The following is a 16587-nucleotide window of genomic DNA, read 5'->3' as shown; positions in this document are numbered from 1 at the left end:
CTAGCTGCGTTTACTGCGCTGACGTCGTTTCCCGGCCAGTTGGCCGACGAACACGCACAGGACGGCGACCAGGAACATCGCCGTTCCGATGACATTGATCTGAACGGGTGTGCCCCGCTGTGCCGATCCCCAGACGAACATGGGGAAGGTCACGGTGGAGCCGGCGTTGAAGTTCGTGATGATGAAGTCGTCGAAGGAGAGCGCGAAGGAGAGCAGGGCGCCGGCGGCGATGCCGGGCGCGGCGATCGGCAGCGTCACCCGCAGGAAGGTCTGCACCGGTGTGGCGTAGAGGTCCTGGGCGGCCTGTTCCAGCCGCGGGTCCATGCTCATCACGCGGGCCTTGACGGCGGTGACGACGAAGCTCAGGCAGAACATGATGTGCGCGATGAGGATCGTCCAGAAGCCGAACCGGATGCCCATGTTGAGGAAGAGGGTGGCCAGCGAGGCGGCCATGACGACCTCGGGCATCGCCATCGGCAGGAAGATCAGGGTGTTGACGCCGGCCCGGGCGCGGAAGCGGTAGCGGGCCAGCGCGAACGCGATCATGGTGCCGAGGACGGTCGCGCCGACGGTGGCCCAGACGGCTATCTCCAGGCTCAGCCCGAGCGAGCCGCACATGTCGGCGACGCCGCACGGGTCGGTCCAGGCGTCGGTGGAGAACCGCGTCCACTGGTAGTTGAAGCGCCCGTTGGGCTTGTTGAAGGAGAAGACCATCACCACGACGTTGGGCAGGATCAGATAGGCCAGGGTGGCCAGTCCCGCCAGGGTGACGAGGTTGCGGCGCAGCCGGCGCAGGCCCTTGCCCGGGGTGCGCCGGGGCGCGGGGGCCGGGGCCGGGGTCGCGGCCGCGTCCTTCGTGGGGGTGTCGGTGGCCGCCATCAGACCAGGTCCTCCGTCCCGGACTTGCGGATGTAGAGCGTGACCATGGCGAGGATGGCCGCCATGAGGAGGAAGGAGAGCGCGGCGGCGGTCGGGTAGTCCAGCACCCGCAGGAACTGCGACTGGATGACGTTGCCGATCATCTTCTGGTCCGTGGAGCCCAGCAGTTCGGCGTTGATGTAGTCGCCGGCGGCCGGGATGAAGGTGAGCAGGGTGCCGGCGACGACGCCGGGCATGGACAGCGGGAAGGTGACCCGGCGGAAGGTGGTGGCCGGGCGGGCGTAGAGGTCGCCGGCGGCCTCGTGCAGCCGCGGGTCGATCCGCTCCAGCGAGGTGTACAGCGGCAGGACCATGAACGGCAGGAAGTTGTAGGTCAGGCCGCAGACCACCGCCAGCGGGGTGGCCAGCACCCGGTGCCCTTCGGTGATGCCGAGGGCGCTGGTGACGTCGAGGAGGTGCAGCGCGTCGAGCGCGCCGACGACCGGGCCGCCGTCGGCCAGGATCGTCTTCCAGGCCAGGGTGCGGATCAGGAAGCTGGTGAAGAACGGGGCGATGACGAGGATCATCACGAGGTTCCGCCAGCGGCCGGCCTTGAAGGCGATCAGATACGCCAGCGGGTAGCCGAGCAGCAGGCAGAGCACGGTGGCGACGGCCGCGTAGCCGACCGAGCGGAGGAACTGCGGCCAGTATTCGGCCAGCGCGTCCCAGTAGGTGGCGAAGTGCCAGGTGACCTTGAAGCCCTCTTCGAGGGAGCCGGTCTGGATCGAGGTCGACGCCTGGTAGACGAGCGGGGCGGCGAAGAAGACGATCAGCCAGAGGATGCCGGGGAGCAGCAGCCAGTAGGGGACCAGGCGCTTGCGGGTCGGGGCCTTCCGGAGGGGCAGTGCTTCGTCCTCGGACTGCTCGTCCGGTGGTGCGGGGGCGGCGGTGGCGGTCATGCGGCCTCCTCGTCGAGGTCCGCGCCGGCGTCGCCCACTGTCCCGGCAAGCAGGGACTGGTCGGCGTCGAGCCCGAAGGTGTGCTCCGGCTCCCAGTGCAGGACGACGTCCGCGCCGGGGACGAGGCGGCCGTCGCGCCCGATGTTCTGCTCGTAGACGGAGAGTTCGCCGACGCCGGGGACGTCGACGACGTACTGGGTGGAGACGCCGATGAAGCTGGCGACCCTGACCCGGCCGGTCATCCGGTTGTGGCCCTCGGGGACCGCCGGGGCGTCGTCGGCGTGCGCCAGGGCGACCTTCTCGGGGCGGACACCGGCCAGCACCTTGTCGCCCTGGCGGGCCGGGGTGCTGCATCGCCGGGTGGGCAGCCGGAGCGTGGCACCGCCGGCCGCGAGGACGAGTTCCGCGCCGCCCGCCTCGGTGACCTCGGCCGCGATGAGGTTGGAGGTGCCCAGGAAGTTGGCGACGAAGGTGGTGGCGGGGTTCTCGTACAGCTCGGCGGGGGCGCCGAGCTGCTCCACCCGGCCGCCGTTCATCACGGCCACGGTGTCGGCCATCGTCATGGCCTCCTCCTGGTCGTGGGTGACGTGCACGAACGTGATGCCGACCTCGGTCTGGATGCGCTTGAGCTCCAGCTGCATCTGGCGGCGCAGCTTGAGGTCGAGGGCGCCGAGCGGCTCGTCCAGCAGCAGCACCTGCGGGTGGTTGATCAGTGCGCGGGCGACCGCGACGCGCTGCTGCTGGCCTCCGGAGAGCTGCTGCGGCTTGCGGCGCGCCAGCGGGCCGAGCTGGACGAGGTCGAGCATCTCCTCGACCTGCTTCTTGACGGACTTGATGCCGCGGCGGCGCAGGCCGAAGGCGACGTTCTCGTAGATGTCCAGGTGGGGGAAGAGCGCGTAGTTCTGGAAGACGGTGTTGACCTGGCGCTTGTAGGGCGGCAGGGCGGTGACGTCCTGGCCGGAGAGGGCGACCGTGCCGGTGGTGGGCTCCTCCAGGCCGGCGATCATGCGCAGGGTGGTGGTCTTGCCGCAGCCGGAGGCACCCAGCAGTGCGAAGAAGGACCCGGCGGGGATGGTGAGGTCGAGCGGGTGGACGGCGGTGAAGGAGCCGTAGGTTTTGCTGATCCGGTGCAGACGGACGTCGCCGCCGCTGCTCTGCGGGGTCTCGGTAGTGGTCATGTGGGTCGTCCCGTGGGTCGGAGGGGGCAGAACGGCTCGGGCGGGACCGGTGGTGCGGACCGGGCGCCGCGGGGCCGGCTCAGGTGCCGGTGAGGTCGGAGAACTTCTGGTTGAACACCCGGTTCTCCAAAGGGGTCAGGGCGCGGAAGGAGTGGGACCGGGCGGCCATCTCCTCGTCCGGCAGGATCAGCGGGTTCTTCGCGAGTTCCGGATCGATTTTCGCGAGTTCCCCGCGCACGCCGTCGACGGGGCAGGCGTAGTTGACGTACGCGGCGAGCCGGGCCGCCACCTTCGGCTCGTAGTAGTAGTCGACGAGCCGTTCGGCGTTCCCCTTGTGGCGGGCCTTGCTGGGCACCATCAGGTTGTCGGTGGAGGTCATGTAGCCGGCCTTGGGGACGGTGTAGCGGATGTGCGGGTTGTCGCTCTGCAGCTGGACGACGTCGCCGGCCCAGGCGACACACGCGGCGAGGTCGCCCTTGTCCAGGTCGCCTGTGTAGTCGTTGCCGGTGAAGCGGCGGATCTGCCGAGTGTCGACGCCCCTCTGCAGCCGAGCCAGCGCGGCGTCGTAGTCGTCGGCGGTGACGTCCTCGGGCCGCTTGCCCATGTCCAGCAGGGTCAGTCCGACGGTGTCGCGCATCTCGGAGAGGAAGCCGACCCGGCCCTTGAGCTGCGGGTCCTCCAGCAGCTGGCTGATCGAGTCGACGGAACGGCCGCCGGTGGCCTTGGTGTTGTACGCGATGATCGCGGGGATGGCCTGCCAGACGTAGGAGTGCTTGCGGCCGGGGTCCCAGGCGGGGTCGCGGTACTGCGCCGACAGGTTGGCGCGGGCGTGCGGGAGGCGGTCCGCGTCCAGCGGCTGGATCCAGCCGAGGGAGATCATCCGGGCGCACATCCAGTCGGTGAGCACGATCAGGTCGCGTCCGGTGTCCTGCCCGCCTGCGAGCTGTGCCTGGATCTTGCCGAAGAACTCGTCGTTGTCGTTGATGTCCTCGGTGTACGTGACGGCGATGCCGGTGCGCCGCTGGAAGGCGTCCAGTGTGGGGTGGTGCTTGCCGTCGTCGCTGACGTCCATGTACTCGGTCCAGCTGGAGAAGTTCAGGCGCTTCTCCGCCGGGGAGTGGTCCACGGTCAGTGCGGCGTCGGTGCGGCCGGCGGGCGCGATCCCGCAGGCCGACAGGGCCGCGCCGCCGCCGGCCGCGGCCGCCAGGGCCCCGCCGGCCCGCAGCAGCGAGCGGCGGGTCATGGCGAGCCGGCCGGTGGTCAGGCTGCGGCGCAGGGCGGTGAGCTCGGCCGGGGAGAAGGGGGCCGGGGGTGCGGGCTGCTGCTCGTGGTGCTCCATGCGCGTGGCCTTTCAGGGTGTGCCCGGCGTGCGGCCGGTGGTGACGGTGGTGCGCGGCCCCGGCCGCGGGCGGCGGGGCACCCCGGGCGCCCCACCGGACTCAGGTCAGCCGCGGTCCCCGAAGACCGTCCGGTGCCAGTCCTTCGCGGCCACCCCGGTGATGTCGTACATCACGTGCTTGACCTGCGTGTACTCCTCGAACGAGTATGCCGACATGTCCTTGCCGAAACCGGACGCCTTGGCGCCGCCGTGCGGCATCTCGCTGATGATCGGGATGTGGTCGTTGACCCAGACGCAGCCGGCGTTGATCTCGCGGGTGGCCCGGCCGGTGCGGTAGACGTCCCGGCTCCAGGCGGACGCGGCCAGCCCGTAGGGGGTGTCGTTGGCCAGCGCGATGCCCTCGTCGTCGCCGTCGAAGGGCAGCACGACCAGCACCGGGCCGAAGATCTCGGCCTGGACGATCTCGCTGTCCTGTGCGGCCCCGGTGATCAGCGTGGGCCGGTAGTACGCGCCCTTGGCCAGCTCGCCCTGGGGGGCCGCGCCGCCGGTGACCACGGTGGCGTAGCCGCGGGCGCGCTCGACGAAGCCGGCCACCCGGTCCCGCTGGGTGTGCGAGATCAGCGGTCCGAGGTCGGTGGACGGGTCGAACGGGTCGCCCAGCCGCACGGTCGCCATCAGGTCGGCGACGCCGCCGACGAACGCGTCGTAGAGCGGCCGCTGGACGTAGGCGCGGGTGGCGGCGGTGCAGTCCTGGCCCGTGTTGATCAGCGCACCGGCGACCGCCCCCTGGACGGCGGCATCCAGGTCCGCGTCGTCGAAGACCACGAACGGGGCCTTGCCGCCGAGCTCCAGGTGGAGCCGCTTGACGGTGCCGGTGGCGAGCTCGGCGACCCGCTTGCCGACGGCGGTGGAGCCGGTGAAGGAGGTCATGGCGACGCCGGGGTGGCCGACGAGGTGCTCACCGGCGTCCCGGCCGGCCCCGGAGACGATGTTGAGGACGCCGTCCGGAAGCCCCGCGCGCTGTGCGGCCTGCGCGAAGAGCAGCGAGGTCAGCGGGGTGATCTCGGCGGGCTTGAGGACGATGGTGTTGCCCGCGGCGAGGGCCGGCAGCACCTTCCAGGCGGCCATCTGGAGCGGGTAGTTCCACGGCGCGATGGAGCCGACCACGCCGACCGGTTCCCGGCGGATCATGGAGGTGTGGTCGCCGCTGTATTCCGCGGCCGCCCTGCCCTCCAGGTGGCGGGCGGCGCCGGCGAAGAACGCGGCGTTGTCGACCGTGCCGGGAACGTCGAACTCCCTGCTGAGCTTGAGGGGTTTTCCGCAGTTGAGGGATTCCGCGGCGGCGAGGTCCGCGGCGTCCTCGGCGAGCGCCGCGGCGAAGCGGTGCAGGGTGTCCGAGCGCTCGGCGGGCGTGGCCCCGGCCCAGCCCGGGAAGGCCGCCGCGGCCGCGGCCACCGCGGCGTCCACCTCGTCGGTGCCGGCGAGTTCGTAGCGCAGCACGGTCTCGCCGGTGGCCGGGTCGACGACGTCCTGGGTACGGCCGGAGGTGCCGCTCCGGAGGCTTCCGGCGATGAATTGCGCGCCCTCGGCGAATCGTTCGGTCACTTCGAAGCGCTGGAACCGTTGATCCATCGTGCTCTCCTCCGCCGAGCGCCGGGGCCGCTCAGCGGCACTGCCAGGCGTAGCTATTTCCGGAATCGATGGCCGATCCTGGCAGAGCAGAAGGCAACCAACAAGTGATTCCGTTGTTGCCTTTTGGTTACGCGACGAATTCTGCGAATTCAGTGGCGGGGGTGCCCGACACGTTGTCGGTGCCCGCTGACAGAATCCCGGCATGATGCACAACAGCCCGGCCACGGCCACCGACCACACCGCCGACGGACCGCGCTCCGTCGAGGAACTGACCGCCCTGACCGCCCGCGGTGAGCGGCTCGAGTACGTCTGTTTCTGGGGCCATCGCCCGCCCCGCGGCGGCGGAGTCGGAGCGAGCTGTTTCAGCCAGTGGTGGCCCGCCCTGTTCACCGTCGACGGCGTCCGGTACGCCACCGCCGAGCACTGGATGATGGCCGCCAAAGCCCGCCTGTTCGGGGACGCGGAGGCCGAGCGCCGGGCCCTCGCGGCCGCCCACCCCAAGGAGGCCAAGGACGCCGGGCGGACGGTCCGCGGCTTCGACGAGGAGGTCTGGCGGCAGCACCGCTTCGCCCTCGTCGTCGAGGGCAGCACGCACAAGTTCGGCCAGCACGCGGAGCTGCGGGAGTTCCTGCTGGGCACCGGCTCCCGCGTCCTGGTGGAGGCCAGCCCCCTGGACCGCATATGGGGCATCGGCCTCGCCGCCGACGACGACCGCGCCGCGGACCCGGCCTGCTGGCGCGGCCTGAACCTCCTCGGCTTCGCCCTGATGGCGGCCCGGCAGCACCTGGCCGAAGAGCGGCAGGACGCGGCCGACGGGGCGTGACCCCTCCCCCCTACGATGGCCCGACCGCACCGTCCGCTCCGCGCACCCCGTCCCGCGCCCCCTCACCCAGGAGGAACCGTTGTCCGACCTCGACGCCTTCATCGCGGGCCTGCCCAAGGCGGAGCTGCACGTCCACCACGTCGGCTCGGCCTCGCCGCGGATCGTCTCCGCGCTGGCCGCCCGGCACCCGGACTCCGCCGTGCCCAGCGACCCCGAGGCGCTCGCCGACTACTTCACGTTCCGCGACTTCGCCCACTTCATCGAGGTCTACCTCTCCGTCGTGGACCTGATCCGCGACGCCGAGGACGTCCGCCTGCTGACGTACGAGGTCGCCCGCGACATGGCCCGTCAGCAGATCCGCTACGCCGAGCTGACGATCACGCCCTACAGCTCGACCCGCCGCGGCATCCCGGACGCCGCCTTCGTCGAGGCGATCGAGGACGCCCGCAAGGCCGCCGAGGCCGAGCTGGGCGTGGTGCTGCGCTGGTGCTTCGACATCCCCGGCGAGGCGGGGCTGGAAGCCGCCGAGGAGACCGCCCGGATCGCCTGCGAGCTGCAGCCCGAGGGCCTGGTCTCGTTCGGCCTGGGCGGCCCCGAGATCGGCGTGCCGCGGCCGCAGTTCAAGCCGTACTTCGACCGGGCGATCGCCGCCGGGCTGCACTCCGTCCCGCACGCCGGCGAGACCACCGGCCCGGGCACCGTCTGGGACGCCCTGACCTTCCTGCGCGCCGAGCGGATCGGCCACGGCACCAGCGCCACCCAGGACCCCGCGCTGCTGGCCCACCTCGCCGAGCACCGCATCCCGCTGGAGGTCTGCCCGACGTCCAACATCGCCACCCGCGCGGTGCGCACCCTGGAGGAGCACCCGGTGAAGGAGATGGTCGACGCCGGCGTCCTCGTCACCATCAACAGCGACGACCCGCCGATGTTCGGCACCGACCTCAACACCGAATACGCCGTCGCCGCCCGCCTGTTGGGCCTGGAAGCCACCGGCGTGGCCGCCCTCGCCAAGAACGCGGTCACCGCCTCCTTCATGGACGACACCGCCAAGGCCCGCCTCGCGGCCGAGATCGACACGTACACGGAGGGCTGGCACGGCTAGCCGGCATCCCAGCGGGATCGGGGCCGAGTGACGGTCGCCCCGCCCGCCCCTTACCTCTCGATCAGCCGCCGCGCCACCCCGTGCGAGACGACGGTGGCGGCGGCCGCGAGGGCGATACCGCGCGCCGCGCCGCCCGGGGTCGCGGGCCGCAGCACTCCGGCCCGCCGCAGCCGGCCGCGGGCCCAGAGCGTGAACGGGAGGACGAGCACGGGCGAGGTGGCCGAGCCCGGCGTATAGCCGCGGACGGCGGCGGCCTGCGCGAGGTGCATCAGACCGTGCAGCCCGAAGCCGTCCAGCACCGCCTGGAAGTACGCCGACCGGCCGCCGGTGCGGTGTCCGCTCACCACCGCGCTGCCCACGATGACCGCCATCACCCCCACCGCCGCCGTGAACTCCCGCTGGGTGACGCCCTCCAGGGCCCGCCACACCTTCTCGGGCACCCGGGGGAACCGTTTCCGCAGCGTCGGTACGTTCTCCCGCACCCAGCGCGGCCCGAACGCCACCTCCTCGGCGTCGTGCAGCGCCCAGGCGGCGAACAGCCCCAGCGTGACGGCCGGCGACGGCGCACAGGGAGACGGCTTCGACGGCAGCGCCGGAACCGGCGGCCATGTTCTCTCGGACGACATGACTCCGCAGTCTGACACGGGCGTTGACGCCCCCTTGCGCCACCCCGCCAGTTCACCGGTCCACCGCCCACCGCTCCGCGGAGGGCAGGCCCCGCCGGCACCCGGCCCGGCACGGCACGGCCCGGCCCGGCCCGGCTCCCGCGGCTACAGCCCCACGATCGCGTTCCACTCCTTGGCGAACCCGGTCCGCTCCTCGGCCGTGATGTCCCGCGCGATCGCCAGCCGCTTGCGCATCGCCGCGTCGGGGAAGATCAGCGGGTCCTCCGCGAGCTGCGCCCGCTCCTTGTCCTTGGAGGAGGCGAGCACCTCCCGCGCGGCCGGCACCGGACAGACGTAGTTGACCCATGCGGCCAGTTCGGCCGCGACCTCCGGCTGGTAGTAGTAGTCGATCAGCCGCTCCGCGTTCCGCTTGTGGGCCGCGAGGTTGGGGATCATCATGCTCTCCGCCCACAGCTCCGCGCCCTCCTCGGGAACCACGAACTCGATGTCTGGGTTGTCCGCCTGGAGTTGGATCACATCGCCGGAGTACGCCTGGGCGGCGAGCACGTCGCCGGAGTCCAGGTCCTTGATGTAGTCGTTGCCGGTGAACCGGCGGATCTGCCCCTTGTGGACCAGCCCGCGTATCTGGTCGATCATCCGGTGGAAGTCGTCGGCGGTCCAGCGGGTGATGTCCACGCCGTTGCCCTGCAGCAGCATGGCGAACGCCTCGTCGAGCCCGGAGAGCAGCGTGACCCGGCCGCGCAGTTCGGGCCTCCACAGGTCGCAGGTGTGCTTGATCTCCCGGCCCAGCTTCTTCCGGTTGTAGGCGATGCCGGTGATCCCGGACTGCCAGGGCACCGAGTGCCTGCGGCCCGGGTCGAAGTGCGGGGAGGCCAGCAGCGGGTCGAGGTGGCGGGCGACGTTCGGCTGGGCGGCGCGGTCCATCGTCTCGACCCAGCCGAGCCGGACGTAGCGGGCGCACATCCAGTCGCTGATGACGACCAGGTCGCGGCCGGTGGGCTGGTGGTTCATCAGCGCGGGACTGACCTTGCCGAAGAACTCGTCGTTGTCGTTGATCTCCTCGGTGTACGTCACGGAGATCCCGGTGCGCTTCTGGAACGCGTCGAGCGTGGGGCGGCGCTGCTTGTCGTGGTCGTCGACGTCGATGTAGAGCGGCCAGTTGGCGAAGACCAGTCGGCGGTCGCGGTCGGAGCGGTCGGGGGCCTCACGGTCGGCTGCCTCGACGTACGCCGGCGGCACTCCGCATCCCGTCAGAGCGGCCAGCGCCCCGGTCGCACCGATTCCGCCCATGCCCCGAAGCAGCCAACGCCGCGAAAGATCAGCCATGGTGAGCACTCTCACGTGCCGCGGGCGGAGGCGGCAAGAGACAGAGCGTCCATTGCCGGGCCTCCGCCCGCGACGGTGTGTCGAGCGTTCCGTACCGCCCGACGCCGCCGATCCCCCTTCGGGGACGGCCGGTTCAGCCGTCCAGCGAGGTCATCACGTGCTTGATCCGGGTGTAGTCGTCGAAGCCGTAGGACGACAGGTCCTTGCCGTAGCCGGACTTCTTGAAGCCGCCGTGCGGCATCTCGGCGACCAGCGGGATGTGGGTGTTGATCCACACGCAGCCGAAGTCGAGCGCCTTGGACATCCGCATCGCGCGGGCGTGGTCCTTGGTCCACACCGAGGAGGCCAGGGCGTACTCGACGCCGTTGGCCCACTCCACCGCCTGCTTCTCGTCGGCGAAGGACTGCACGGTGATCACCGGGCCGAAGACCTCCTGCTGGACGATCTCGTCGTCCTGCTTCAGGCCCGAGACGACGGTCGGGGCGAAGAAGTAGCCCTTCTCGCCGACCTGTTCGCCGCCGGCCTCGATCTTGGCGTGCGCGGGCAGCCGCTCGATGAAGCCCTTGACCTGCGCCAGCTGGTTGGCGTTGTTCAGCGGGCCGTAGAGCACGTCCTCGTCGTCGACCGCGCCCGTCTTGGTCTCCGAGGCGGCCTTGGCCAGCGCGGCGACGAACTCGTCGTGGATGGACTCCTGGACGAGCACCCGGGTGGCGGCCGTACAGTCCTGGCCGGCGTTGAAGTAGCCGGCGGTGGCGATGTCCTCGACGGCCTTGGCGATGTCGGTGTCCTCGAAGACCACGACCGGCGCCTTGCCGCCGAGCTCCAGGTGGACCCGCTTGAGGTCCTTGGACGCGGACTCGGCGACCTGCATGCCGGCCCGGACCGAGCCGGTGATCGAGGCCATCGCCGGGGTCCGGTGCTCGACCATCAGACGGCCGGTCTCCCGGTCGCCGCAGATGACGTTGAACACGCCGCGGGAGTGGCCGAGTTCGTCCAGGACGCCGCCGATGATCTCGGCGATCAGCACCGTCGAGGCGGGGGTGGTGTCGGAGGGCTTGAGGACGACGGTGTTGCCCGCGGCGAGCGCCGGGGCGAACTTCCATACGGCCATCATCATCGGGTAGTTCCACGGCGCGACCTGCGCGCAGACGCCCACCGGCTCACGGCGGATGATGGAGGTGAAGCCGTCCATGTACTCGCCGGCCGAGCGGCCTTCGAGCATCCGGGCGGCACCCGCGAAGAAGCGGATCTGGTCCACCATCGGCGGGATCTCCTCGGAGCGCACGAGGGCGATCGGCTTGCCGCAGTTCTCGGACTCGGCGGCGATCAGGTCCTCGGCCCGCTCCTCGAAGCGGTCGGCGATCTTGAGCAGGACCTTCTGGCGCTCGGCCGGGATCAGGTCGCGCCAGGCGGGGAACGCGGCCTCGGCGGCCGCCATGGCCGCGTCCACGTCCGTGGCACCGGAGAGAGGGGCGGTGGCGTACGGCTCACCCGTGGCCGGGTTGACCACCTCCGTGGTCCGGCCGTCGGCGGCGTCCCGGAACTCCCCGTCGATGTAGTTGCGCAGACGACGCAGTGCGGTGGTCACTGTGCGCCCCCTTCAGTGTCGGATGTACCGGTGGTTGGATCGTTCCCACAGTAGCCGCGCGAACCACGTTTTCAACACACCCACACCACTCGAACAACGGAATCCGTGAAATCTCGATCGATCAACAACTGATTTCATTGATTCGGGGTTGCCATACCGTCGAACCTCGTGCACAGTGAATGACGTGGCGCCCCGTAATAGCAGTCCTGACAGAACCGGCACTCCGTCGATCGACTCCGTCTCCCTGGCGATCATCGAGCAGCTCCAGGAGGACGGGCGCCGTCCGTACGCCGCGATCGGCAAGGCCGTCGGCCTGTCCGAGGCGGCGGTGCGGCAGCGCGTACAGAAGCTGCTCGACCAAGGCGTGATGCAGATCGTCGCGGTCACCGACCCCCTCACGGTCGGTCTCCGCCGGCAGGCAATGGTCGGCATCAACGTCGAGGGCGACCTCGACCCCGTGGCCGACGCCCTGACGACCATGGAAGAGGTCGAGTACGTCGTCATGACGGCAGGCTCCTTCGATCTCATCATCGAGATCGTCTGCGAGGACGACGACCACCTTCTGGAAATGATCAACAAGCGGATCCGCACGCTTCCCGGCGTCCGATCCACCGAGAGCTTCGTGTACCTCAAGCTCCGGAAGCAGACCTACACCTGGGGAACGAGATAGCAATGAGCGGCGACCTCTCCAAGACGGCGTACGACCACCTGTGGATGCACTTCACCCGCATGTCCTCGTACGAGAACGCCCCGGTGCCCACCATCGTGCGCGGTGAGGGCACCAACATCTACGACGACAAGGGCAAGCGCTACATCGACGGCCTCGCCGGCCTCTTCGTGGTCAACGCCGGCCACGGCCGGGTCGAGCTCGCCGAGACCGCCTACAAGCAGGCCCAGGAGCTGGCCTTCTTCCCCGTCTGGTCCTACGCCCACCCCAAGGCCGTGGAGCTGGCAGAGCGCCTGGCGCACTACGCCCCCGGCGACCTGAACAAGGTCTTCTTCACCACCGGCGGCGGCGAGGCGGTCGAGACCGCCTGGAAGCTCGCCAAGCAGTACTTCAAGCTCGTCGGCAAGCCCACCAAGTACAAGGTCATATCCCGCGCGGTCGCGTACCACGGCACCCCGCAGGGCGCCCTGTCGATCACCGGTCTGCCGGGCCTGAAGGCCCCCTTCGAGCCGCTGGTCCCCGGCGCGCACAAGGTCCCGAACACCAACATCTACCGCGCCCCGCTCCACGGCGACGACCCCGAGGCGTTCGGCCGCTGGGCCGCCGACCAGATCGAGCAGCAGATCCTCTTCGAGGGCCCGGACACCGTCGCCGCGGTCTTCCTGGAGCCGGTGCAGAACGCCGGTGGCTGCTTCCCGCCGCCCCCCGGCTACTTCCAGCGGGTCCGCGAGATCTGCGACCAGTACGACGTGCTGCTCGTCTCCGACGAGGTCATCTGCGCCTTCGGCCGCGTCGGCACGATGTTCGCCTGTGACAAGTTCGGCTACGTCCCGGACATGATCACCTGCGCCAAGGGCATGACCTCCGGCTACTCCCCCATCGGCGCCTGCATCATCTCCGACCGCCTCGCCGAGCCGTTCTACAACGGCGACAACACCTTCCTGCACGGCTACACCTTCGGCGGCCACCCGGTCTCCTCGGCCGTGGCGCTCGCCAACTTCGACATCTTCGAGCGCGAGGGCCTCAACCAGCACGTGCTCGACAACGAGGGCAACTTCCTCAGCACCCTGCAGAAGCTGCACGACCTGCCGATCGTCGGCGACGTCCGCGGCAACGGCTTCTTCTACGGCATCGAGCTGGTGAAGGACAAGGCCACCAAGGAGTCGTTCAACGAGGAGGAGACCGAGCGCGTCCTCTACGGCTTCCTCTCCAAGGCCCTCTACGACAACGGCCTCTACTGCCGCGCCGACGACCGTGGCGACCCGGTCATCCAGCTGGCCCCGCCGCTGATCGCCGACCAGCCGGTCTTCGACGAGATCGAGCAGATCCTCCGCTCCGTCCTGACCGAGGCGTGGACCAAGCTCTGATCATCGCGTCACCTCCTGGTGCGCCGGTGCACTGCAGAACAACTGAACAACAGTGCACAACCGAACATCCGACGGCCTGGATTCGCTCGTTCTCATCCATACGAGTGAATCTGGGCCGTTCTGGCTGCCGAGCCACAAATGACCGGGGAGGCGATTCCTTACCGTGCTGGTGACCGATACCCTCCGTGGTCGTTCCCCCGGCCGGGGGAAGCGCGCAGCGAACAAGCGAGAGGTGTGCAGATGGTGGCCCTGCCTGACAACGACGTTCTCCGGGCTAGCGGCTTGTACCACACACACGGAACCACCGTCGCCCTGACCGATGTCTCGCTCGATGTCCGCAAGGGCGAGATCCTCGCCGTCACCGGCCCCCGTGGCAGCGGCAAGACCACACTCCTCAAGTGCCTCTCCGGACAGCTCGTCCCGACCGAGGGCGAGATCTGGTTCGACAACACCCCCGTACACACCCTCTCCTCCCCCAGCCGCGAACGGCTGCGTCTGGACCGGTTCGGCTGGATCGACACCGAACCCCATCTCGTCCCCGAACTCACCGCCTGGGAGAACGCCGCCCTCCCGCTCCTGCTGCGCGGAACCGGCCACCGGGCAGCCAAGCACACCGCCGTCGAGTGGCTGGAGCGCCTCGACGTCGGCATGTGCGCCCGCCAACGCCCCGTCCGGCTGGACCAGTCCCAGCGCCAGCGCGTCGCCATCGCCCGCGCCCTGGCCGGCACCCCGCAGCTGCTCTTCGCCGACGAGCCCACCGCCCCGCTGCACAGCGCCGACGGCACCCAGCTGCTGCGCACCCTGACCACCGCGGCCCGCTCGCACCACATCACCGTGGTCCTGGCGACCTACGATCCCCAGGTCGCCGCACTCGCCGACCGGACCCTCACTCTGCTCGACGGCCGCCGCTCGGGCGCCGTCCCCGAGACCACCGGCGCCTCCGATGAGGAAAGCAGGGCAGCGTGCTCGCTCTCCGTCTAGCCCGTGGCACTCACCCCCTCGTCCTGCTGCGCCGTCTCCTCGTCACCGCCGCCGCGGCCGGTACCGGCTTCCTGGTGCTGGCCGCCCTCGGCCACGCCGCCGCCCATCCCTCCGCGGACGGCCCCTCCCTGGACCGGCTCCTGTGGTGCGCCGCCCCGCTCGCCGCCACCGCCCAACTCGCGGTCGCCGTGGCCCGTACGGATCCGGCCGCCCGCCTCCAGCGCGGCATGACCGCCGCCGGCCTGGGCCCGTTCCGCCTCACCCTGCTCGCCACGGCCTCCACCGCTCTCTCCTGCGCCTTCGGCGTCCTCCTCTCCCTCTTCGCCTTCCTCTCCCTACGCGGCGACCTCGGCGACGGCTCCGGCACCGGCTCCCGCGCCATCGACACCGGCCTGCTCGGCGCCGGCCACCCGCTGCCGCTGGTCGGTGCCCTCATGCTGCTGTCCGTCATCCCGCTGACCGCCGCAGCGGCCACCGCCTTCTCGCTCCGGCCCCGCGCCGAGGCCGGCGACGTCGACACCGGCCCCACACCAGCCACCGAAGCCCCCTCCGGCCTGCCGTGGGGTGTCGCCCTGGCCGCCGCGGGCCTGGCCATCGAGGCGTACACCAGCCCCGCCGCGGGCGCCCGCGGCGACCTGCTGCCCCTCCCCGGCCGGCTGATCGGCAGCCCTCCGGGCGTCCTGGCCGGCTGGGCCCTCGCCGCCCTCGGCCTCGTACTCGCCGGCCCCGGCCTGGTCCACCTGTCCGGCCAGCTGCTGTGCACGGGCCGCCCCGGTGCCCTGCGGCTACTGTCCGGGCGCGTCCTCCAGCAGGAGTCGCACCGCCTGGGCCACCCGCTCGGCGTCCTGTGCGCGGTCGCCTCCGGCACCTATGCCGCCGGTGTCGTGTATCAATCCGCTCCTTCCCGCCCCGTCGGCCCGTTCACCGCGATCGGCGCCGCGATCGTCCTCGCCTGCGTCACCGTCAGCGCGCTCAGCGCCACCCTGGAATCCCGGGCGGCCCGCGCCGGCACCACCGCCGCCCTGCGCCGCCTCGGAGCCTCCGCCCTCGCCCTCCACCGCGCCACGGCCCTCCGCGCCCTGGCCCTCGCTCTCGTCCTCGGCCCCCTGACCTGGACCGTCGCCGAGATGGCGACCCTTCCGCTGGTGCATTGAGCCGCGGCGGGGGCTCGGGCCTGTGCGGCCTGGGGGTCGACTGGGGCGCGTGGGGCTGTTGTGGGGCGAGGTGGGGAGTGGGGGTGGGAGTGCGGGCGATGCAGGGGTGTTGGGGCTGGGTCGGTGAGGCTGGAGTGGTCTGGTCTGGGTGGTGGGTTGGTGTGTCTGAGGTTCTGAAGTGGTGCTCCGTAAGGGGACGTTGCTTGCGGTAGGGCTCCTTGGGGCGTGTTGGTTTGGTGGCGCCGGGGTTGGGGCGTCGGCTGACGGTACGGCGGTCTGTGACGGCGTGGCGGTGGGCAGGGTTCGGTCGGGCCGCGGCGCGGGGCGATGCGTGCGGTGGGTGTGGTGGATGCGGTGGGTGGAGTGGCCGCAGCCGGGGCGGTCGTAGGGGGGTCGGCTCGGCGACGTTCCGCAGGATTGGATGCCGTCGTCCCTCGTGCCCTTGGGGCGGGAACGGCCGGCGCCGGACCATGTCCCGGCCCCGACCCGGGCACGGGCGTCAGCGGGCGAGAGCGGTGACCTCGACCTCTATTCGCCACTCCGGCTGGGCCAGCGACGAGACCTCGAGCAAGGTGTCCGCGGGGTAGGGCTCGGACAGGAACTCCTCGCGCAGGGTGATGACATGGGCTAGATCGGCGGCCATGTCCGTGACGAAGATGCCCACCTTGACCACATCGGCGAGCGAGGCGCCTGCCTCGGCCAGGACCCTCTCGACATTGGCGAACGCCTGCCGGCCCTGCGCCAGGAAGTCGTCCGAGACGGTCCGCCCCAGCTCGTCGATCCCGGCCTGACCCGATACATGGATCAGCCCACCGGCCTTGATGGCCTGTGAAATCTTGTACGGCTCATACCAGTCGGGCGTGGTGGCGATCCGCTCGATCTCCCGGACACTGCCCGCCTCTGCGACACCCGTCGACGTCATGACGCCCCCTCATTGATCCATGTACACACATCTCTTGCATGCACATACATAAGTTTCAGGCGCAT

The 16587-nt window shown here is 70.7% G+C and carries 15 protein-coding genes; 6 read left to right on the top strand and 9 right to left on the bottom strand.

Going from position 1 to position 16587, the window contains the following annotated elements:
* The 5 genes from B073_RS0128485 to B073_RS0128465 form a co-directional block, all read right to left on the bottom strand.
* Positions 1-879, bottom strand: a complete 879-nt coding sequence (locus tag B073_RS0128485) for an ABC transporter permease (RefSeq protein WP_018541492.1) — start codon at positions 877-879, stop codon at positions 1-3.
* Positions 879-1817, bottom strand: coding sequence for an ABC transporter permease (locus B073_RS0128480; RefSeq protein ID WP_018541491.1), 939 nt, complete (start codon positions 1815-1817; stop codon positions 879-881). The genes B073_RS0128485 and B073_RS0128480 overlap by 1 nt, the downstream gene beginning before the upstream one ends.
* Positions 1814-2995: an ABC transporter ATP-binding protein gene (locus tag B073_RS0128475; protein WP_018541490.1), complete on the bottom strand. Its 1182-nt coding sequence runs from the start codon at positions 2993-2995 to the stop codon at positions 1814-1816. Before B073_RS0128475 ends, B073_RS0128480 begins: the two co-directional genes overlap by 4 nt.
* A gap of 79 nt (positions 2996-3074) precedes the next feature.
* Positions 3075-4334, bottom strand: a complete 1260-nt coding sequence (locus B073_RS0128470) for a polyamine ABC transporter substrate-binding protein (protein ID WP_018541489.1) — start codon at positions 4332-4334, stop codon at positions 3075-3077.
* A 105-nt stretch (positions 4335-4439) separates the two neighbouring features.
* Positions 4440-5966: a gamma-aminobutyraldehyde dehydrogenase gene (locus B073_RS0128465; RefSeq protein ID WP_018541488.1), complete on the bottom strand. Its 1527-nt coding sequence runs from the start codon at positions 5964-5966 to the stop codon at positions 4440-4442.
* 202 nt (positions 5967-6168) lie between these two features.
* Here B073_RS0128465 and B073_RS0128460 point away from each other — a divergent pair, with 202 nt between their 5' ends.
* The gene (locus tag B073_RS0128460; RefSeq protein ID WP_018541487.1) at positions 6169-6789 is read left to right on the top strand and encodes an NADAR family protein; all 621 of its coding nucleotides are present in this window, start codon (positions 6169-6171) and stop codon (positions 6787-6789) included.
* A gap of 79 nt (positions 6790-6868) precedes the next feature.
* Complete coding sequence (locus tag B073_RS0128455) at positions 6869-7891, top strand: adenosine deaminase (RefSeq protein ID WP_018541486.1); 1023 nt, start codon at positions 6869-6871, stop codon at positions 7889-7891.
* Between the two features lie 50 nt (positions 7892-7941).
* Here the strand turns inward: B073_RS0128455 and B073_RS0128450 are convergent, their stop codons facing one another.
* The 3 genes from B073_RS0128450 to B073_RS0128440 all read right to left on the bottom strand — a co-directional run bounded on the left by B073_RS0128450 (position 7942) and on the right by B073_RS0128440 (position 11431).
* Positions 7942-8517 (bottom strand): HXXEE domain-containing protein, encoded by a 576-nt coding sequence (locus tag B073_RS0128450; protein WP_018541485.1) that lies wholly within the window; start codon positions 8515-8517, stop codon positions 7942-7944.
* 144 nt (positions 8518-8661) lie between these two features.
* Positions 8662-9843 carry a polyamine ABC transporter substrate-binding protein gene (locus B073_RS0128445; RefSeq protein WP_026247815.1) on the bottom strand — a complete coding sequence of 394 codons (1182 nt, stop codon included), beginning with the start codon at positions 9841-9843 and terminating at the stop codon, positions 8662-8664.
* A 133-nt stretch (positions 9844-9976) separates the two neighbouring features.
* Positions 9977-11431: a gamma-aminobutyraldehyde dehydrogenase gene (locus B073_RS0128440; protein WP_018541483.1), complete on the bottom strand. Its 1455-nt coding sequence runs from the start codon at positions 11429-11431 to the stop codon at positions 9977-9979.
* 175 nt (positions 11432-11606) lie between these two features.
* Here B073_RS0128440 and B073_RS0128435 point away from each other — a divergent pair, with 175 nt between their 5' ends.
* From B073_RS0128435 to B073_RS0128420, 4 genes are all read left to right on the top strand, one after another.
* On the top strand, positions 11607-12101 hold the full coding sequence (locus tag B073_RS0128435) for an Lrp/AsnC family transcriptional regulator (RefSeq protein WP_026247814.1): 495 nt from the start codon (positions 11607-11609) through the stop codon (positions 12099-12101).
* Positions 12102-12103: 2 nt separating this feature from the next.
* Positions 12104-13465 (top strand): aspartate aminotransferase family protein, encoded by a 1362-nt coding sequence (locus tag B073_RS0128430; RefSeq protein ID WP_018541481.1) that lies wholly within the window; start codon positions 12104-12106, stop codon positions 13463-13465.
* Positions 13466-13705: 240 nt separating this feature from the next.
* Positions 13706-14446 carry an ABC transporter ATP-binding protein gene (locus B073_RS0128425; RefSeq protein WP_018541480.1) on the top strand — a complete coding sequence of 247 codons (741 nt, stop codon included), beginning with the start codon at positions 13706-13708 and terminating at the stop codon, positions 14444-14446.
* Positions 14428-15600, top strand: a complete 1173-nt coding sequence (locus B073_RS0128420; protein WP_018541479.1) for a hypothetical protein — start codon at positions 14428-14430, stop codon at positions 15598-15600. The genes B073_RS0128425 and B073_RS0128420 overlap by 19 nt, the downstream gene beginning before the upstream one ends.
* 499 nt (positions 15601-16099) lie before the next feature.
* On the opposite strand, the gene B073_RS0128415 is transcribed toward B073_RS0128420, so the two are convergent.
* On the bottom strand, positions 16100-16522 hold the full coding sequence (locus B073_RS0128415) for a RidA family protein (RefSeq protein ID WP_018541478.1): 423 nt from the start codon (positions 16520-16522) through the stop codon (positions 16100-16102).
* Between the last annotated feature and the right edge of the window lie 65 nt (positions 16523-16587).

This window comes from Streptomyces sp. MspMP-M5 (assembly GCF_000373585.1).
Classification (GTDB): Bacteria; Actinomycetota; Actinomycetes; order Streptomycetales; family Streptomycetaceae; genus Streptomyces.
Note: the sequence above shows the minus strand (reverse complement) of the source record. Positions and strands in the feature narration are given on the sequence as shown.